We start from the raw sequence: 5,563 nt of genomic DNA on the forward strand, positions 1-5,563 counted from the left end.
CTGGGACCAGGGCCCGCTGATTCAGGACATCAAGCGGCGCCGCTTCGCCCTCATCATCTCGGTATGGAATCCGGCCGGCGGCGCCAGCGACGAGTGGGGTACCTACGGCAACTACCGCTGGAGTATCGGCATGGGCCGTGCCATTATGCGCAACTACTACCTGGCCAAGCACGCGGGCTACTTCTCCATCACCGCTCCGCTCGACGGCAAGCATCCGTCGTGTTGGGAATTGCACGAGGGACTGCTTCGCGAACGCGAACGGTGATGAGTTCGGGTATCAACAGCGTGGCCCATACCTGAGGGCGGAGGGGGATACGCGCTGCAGCCGGCAAGCGGCCAGCCGTCTCGGCTGGGACCGGTCGGAGTCATGATGCGCCGTTGTCTTGCCGCGCCGCGCCGGTCAGCCCCTGGGACCGCCTCCGCTGTGCGCTCGTCAGTTCCCTGGTGAGGCGGCGCGCCAGTTCAGCCGTGAACCGCTGCGCACCCTGATGGTTCAGGTGCGGGGGATCCGCGTAAGTGAAGCGCCGCGAGTCCGGCTTCGTGAGGTAGTTGAAGAATGGCACCTGATGCCGTCTGGCCAGGTCCCCAATTGCGTGGTTAAAGATCCACAGCGGGGCCTTCGTAGTCTCCGTCCAACGCAGCGACGTCACGCCTTTCACGGTTCCGGGAAAGACCAGCCCTTCCGTCACTGTCTGGAGCGAGGGATGAACCGGCAAAGCCAGAAGCAGCACCTGCACGCCGCGCCCGCGGGCATCGACGATGAGTTGCTCCAGGCACCGCTCCTTGAAATTATCGATCCGATATCCCTGAAAGGCTCGGGAGTACGCCGGCGTGCACCACATGCGATTGTTTTCGCCGTCGGGGAGCGGAGGAGGCGCCGGCTGGCGCGTGATGAGATTGCGCACCGCCTGGCGATACGCATAGAGTGGAAGGGCCCGATAGAGGAGGAGCTCGGCGGCTTCGCTCGGGCGCCGGTTCCGTAGCAGCCAGCAGGCATCTTTGGCGTCGAACAGGTATCTCAGCGCGAAATCGCGGCTGGCGCTGTCAGGGATGAAATCGATCGGCGCCACGCCCACGATCAAGAGCTTCGTCTTGAGCAAATCGGCGCGCGTGAGGTGGCGCCAGAACCACAGGCTCGATGCGGGATCGCCGGCCGGTACGGCAACGTTTATCACCTCGGGCACCGCCCCCCCTTGATTGGGCAGCCGCAGAGCGCGCGCCAGTTGCTTCGCGTCGATGCCGAACTGGGCCGCGGAATTGCCGACGACCACGACGTCAGCCCCGCCCGGGTGCCGCTGGGTGATCGCCTTGGCTTTGCCATACCGGCTCTTCTCGCCGTTGACGAAGGGCGCCCGCACCGGGACGCGGCCGAGTTGGTTTAGACCGACGACGATGACCGCGGCCAGCAGCACCGTAAGGCGTCTAGAACTGGAAGTATATGAACTCACTGCCCGATGCCCCATAGAGCGATATACCCACCGCCGCGACCCCGTACAACACCAGCACCACCCACCGCGGATATGACCGCAAGGTGGGATCGAGCGGACGCTTGTACACCAGCGCGTGGCCGACGATAGTCAAGATCAGCGGCACCCATAATTGGTACTCCCAGCGCAGGGGAACGTGCGGCGCCGATCCCCAGAAAAACATGCGCTTGAGAATGATTACCGAGTCCGCCAGCGTCTGCCCGCGGAAGAATATGAGGCTGAAGGCGAATAGTTGCACCGTCGACAGTACCCCCACCAGCCGGCGCCACCCCGCCAGCACCGGGACTCCCTTGGGTCCGAAGACCATGCGCTCGGCGACGAGGTAGGTTCCGTGCACTAGGCCGAAGATGACGAAGTTCCAGCTCGCGCCGTGCCACAGGCCCGACAAGCCGAGCGTGACGTACAAGTTGAAATAGTTGCGCGCCTTGGTCCGCCGCGATCCGCCGAGGGGGAAGTAGAGGTAGTCGCGCAGCCACGTCATGAGCGTAATATGCCACCGCGACCAGAAATCGCGGAACCCAGTTGAGAGATATGGCTGCCGGAAGTTTACCGGCAGGCGGTAGCCGAACAGATAGCCGAGCCCGCATGCGATATCGGCGTACGCAGAGAAGTCAAAGTAGGCCTGTGCGGTGAACGCCCACGTCGCCACCCACGCTTGCGCCGAACCTGCCGCGGACGGGTCGCCGTAGATCCGGTCCACGAACACCGCCAGGTTGTCGGCCAGCACCATCTTCTTGACCAGGCCCAGCATGATCAGATTGCACCCCACGGCAAAGGCCGCCCACGTGAACCGCTGGTGCCGCTCGACCTGGGATAAGAATTGGTCCGAGCGCACGATCGGCCCGGCGATAAGCTGCGGGAAGAAAGTCACAAAGAGTGCGAAGGAAAGCCAGTCGCGCGTCGGCTCCCGCGTGCGGCGATAGCAGTCGATACTGTAGCTCATCGACTGGAAGGTGTAGAAGGAAATGCCCAAAGGGAGGATGATGTTGAACGGCGTAGGGTGGAACTCAGCTCCGACGTAACTCAGCAGGACCTGAAGATTGGCATTGAAGAAGTTGGCGTACTTGAAGAATCCGAGTACCGAGAGGTTGCCCACCACGCTCGCCAGCAGCAAAGCCTTGCGCCGCCCGTGCCGCTCCTCCCGGGCCAGCGCCAGGCCGACGCTGTAATCGAGAATGGTCGAGAAGATCAGAAGCAAAACGAACGGCGGATTCCACGACATGTAGAAGACATAGCTGGCGAGGATGAGAAAGATCGTGCGCGGCCGTCCCGCCGGCAGCAGCCTGAAGACGACGTACACGATGACTAAGAAGCACAGAAATATCGGCGTCGTGAAGAGCACGAGTCGGTTCCCGCACCGTCTGTCCGCTCAGGAGCACGGCCGCGACGGTTGCCGTGAAGCCCCGGGTCGCCGCCTCGGATCCCGCGTTCTCGCGCGGCATTGAGTAAGCAATAGCCCGGATGATTCATCACGGGTCCCGATCGTTTACATAGCGCCGATCTTGGCGTCATGAATTACCCGCGCGCAGCGACGGTCAGCCAATGTACGTATGATCCCGCGGACGCGTTGGAGAGCATGAGTGATCGAGCCTAATTTCAACGCCCGCGTCCTCACAACCTTCATTGACATGGAGAGGCGTCGCGATGCGCATGCCGAGGGCGCACATCCTCTCGCGCGAGACCGGCGCTCGCGGACGTGAGGCGGATGGCAACATCCGGTCCCGCGGGCGTCGCGTCGAGCGCGGCAGCCGGCCGTGACGCCACGCCAATCCCGCGCTGCGCCTGCGGTCCGGCACGCGCGACGCCGGTGCGGACATTGCGCGATCGCCAGGGCCCGCCGCGCCTCATTGCGAGCGGTGGGCGCGACTCCGCTCGACGAGCTGGCGGTGCATCTCCGCGCAGGTCGGATGTTTGCTGTCAGCGGGCGCCACGAAATAGAGGTCGCCCGCCTTTCCGCGCAGATAGTAGTTGCGCATAATGGCACGCCCCATGCCGATGCTCCAGCGGTAGCCACCGTAGGTGGCCCATTCATCGGTGGCTCCGCCGATGGGATCCCACCGCAGAATGATGAGGGCGAAACGACGGCGGTCGATATCCTTGATGAGTTGGCGCTGACTCCAGTTGCCGTCGCGGAACATCGAGGTCATCTTGTGCGGATCAAGCAGGATCGGGCGGCCGGTAATGGGGAGAAGACCGGTGTCCTCGCTCAGGATATCCCCCCGCGCGTGACGGATCAACGAGACCGCCGCCGCACCTCCCCGGACAGTATCCTGGCGCCAGTGTCGGTCGCCCACCTTCGGCCCCATCTCGGGAGCAATCAGCGGAAAGACCAGCGACCCGATCAGTGCGAGCCACAGTGCTGCCCACGCCGCTTCACCTTGCCACTTCTGGCGCCGCTGCGCCAGACGGTCGATCGCCACGCCGCACATCAGACATGATGCGGCGAGCGGCTCGACCATGTAGTTGACGGTGGCGCCGATCTTGCCACCGGTTGCCGAAACCAGCATGGCGAACACGAAGTAGAGGACCAGCAATCGCGTAGGCTGACCGGCCCTCCGATCGGCGTGACTTCCCGAAACGCGATCCGGCACGAGCGCCGTAGCTGCGCCGAGCACCCCTGCTGCGAATGGGAACGGGCAGCTCAGGAAGGTTGACCGCCAGAGCGAGACGAGATACCTCAGCTCCCAGAGATTGCGGTTTGCGACGACGATGTGCTGGAAGAACCAGCCGTGAGACGTCACCTGCAGCGCGGCGAAAAGTGCGAGCACGGCGGTCACGCAGCTCGTGCCCAGAAGTACCGCGTTCCTCCGCTGGCCGATCCACCACAGGTAGGTGACGCCGGCGGCGAGTGGCGCCACCTCGGATTGCCGGGTGTAGATGGCAAGGGTCATAAGCACGGCGGCGACGACGAGCGAGCGTCCGCCCCGGGCAACGCAGTAGAGACTCGCGATGCCCAGGAATACGGCCATCATGTCGACGCGCATGACCACGCCCCACCAGCAGGTGATGGGCGCCGCGAGAAAGAAAGCGGCTGCCGCTGCGGCCGCCCAGCGTGCTCTGACTGACCGGCGTAGGATCAGCCAGATGAGCACCGCGGTGGCGAGAGCCGCGAGCGCCGAGACGGCGCGGCCAAACGCAAACGACACGCCAAACAACCAGATGCCGGTCGAGGTCAGGAGCGGATAGACAGGAGGATAGGTAGCGACAACGTACGGATACCTGTGGTAGTCGGTGTACAGAGTGCGGCCGTGCGCGATGTTGACGGCATTCTGCAGGACGATGCCTTCGCCATATTCGATTTCGTAGGGGCAGGTGATCGCCCAGTGGTCGTATTCGACAAGTCGTCCGAACGAGTGGGCCAGCAGCGCGACGGCAGCGATATACAGTACGGTCGCCGGTGCGCGTCGCCACAGCGAGGTCCGAAGGGGCTGTACGTCGAGCTCGTGCGTTGCGCTCATCTGTTTCAACGGCTATCGGCCACAAGTTTGCGCCTAGGAGTGGCGCAGGACGGATGCTTGCCATCAAGCGGCCTCAGGATGTAGTGCAAGCCGGCTTGGCGCACGAGGTAGTAGTTCTCCATGATCGCGCGCGCCATGCCGACGCTGAATCGGTAGTTGCCATACGGCCCCCAGCGATCATTCCAACCGCTGAGGGGATCGCACTGTGTGATGATGAGCGCGAAGCACCGACGCTTGACATCCTTCAGCAACGGGCGCTGATCCCAAGTGCGATCGTGAGAAATCGAAGTCATCTTGTCGGGATCGAGCAGGATGGGCCGCCCCGCGATGTGGAGCAGTCCCGTGTCTTCGCTCAGAATCGGCCCCTGGGTGGGACGGATGAGCGCGACTGCTTGCTGCCCCCCTTGCATCGTCTTCTGGCACGAGAGGCGATACGGAGTGTGCCCGTCCGCGTCCGGCCGGATGACGAGCCGGGCTGCCCCGCTCGCGCCATATCCCAGAAGCGCCAAGCTGATGACGACGTACGCAAAATGATACCATAGGGTGAAGGAGAACAGACGCGTGAGCGCGATCTGCAGCATCAGGATGGCGGCAGACGTCAGAAACACCCCGGGGTAA

The 5,563-nt window shown here is 63.6% G+C and carries 5 protein-coding genes; 1 reads left to right on the top strand and 4 read right to left on the bottom strand.

Annotated features, from left to right (window positions below):
- Positions 1-265 (top strand): hypothetical protein (locus tag JSV65_03550; protein ID UCH35435.1); only part of this gene is annotated, 265 nt, incomplete at its 5' end.
- A gap of 100 nt (positions 266-365) precedes the next feature.
- Here JSV65_03550 and JSV65_03555 read toward each other — a convergent pair.
- The 4 genes from JSV65_03555 to JSV65_03570 all read right to left on the bottom strand — a co-directional run.
- A complete protein-coding gene (locus tag JSV65_03555) occupies positions 366-1,412 on the bottom strand; it encodes a hypothetical protein (protein ID UCH35436.1) in 1,047 nt (348 codons plus the stop codon).
- Between the two features lie 10 nt (positions 1,413-1,422).
- The gene (locus tag JSV65_03560; protein UCH35437.1) at positions 1,423-2,829 is read right to left on the bottom strand and encodes an MBOAT family protein; all 1,407 of its coding nucleotides are present in this window, start codon (positions 2,827-2,829) and stop codon (positions 1,423-1,425) included.
- Between the two features lie 502 nt (positions 2,830-3,331).
- The gene (locus JSV65_03565; GenBank protein ID UCH35438.1) at positions 3,332-4,945 is read right to left on the bottom strand and encodes a glycosyltransferase family 39 protein; all 1,614 of its coding nucleotides are present in this window, start codon (positions 4,943-4,945) and stop codon (positions 3,332-3,334) included.
- A gap of 5 nt (positions 4,946-4,950) precedes the next feature.
- On the bottom strand, positions 4,951-5,563 hold a 613-nt coding region (locus tag JSV65_03570; GenBank protein ID UCH35439.1), incomplete at its 5' end, for a hypothetical protein.

It is taken from the genome of Armatimonadota bacterium, assembly GCA_020354555.1.
Classification (GTDB): domain Bacteria; phylum Armatimonadota; class Hebobacteria.

Bases quoted from the DNA above. Each gene is read 5' to 3' on its own strand.
- JSV65_03565 (UCH35438.1), bottom strand. From the start codon at position 4,945: ATGAGCGCAACGCACGAGCTCGACGTACAGCCCCTTCGGACCTCGCTG.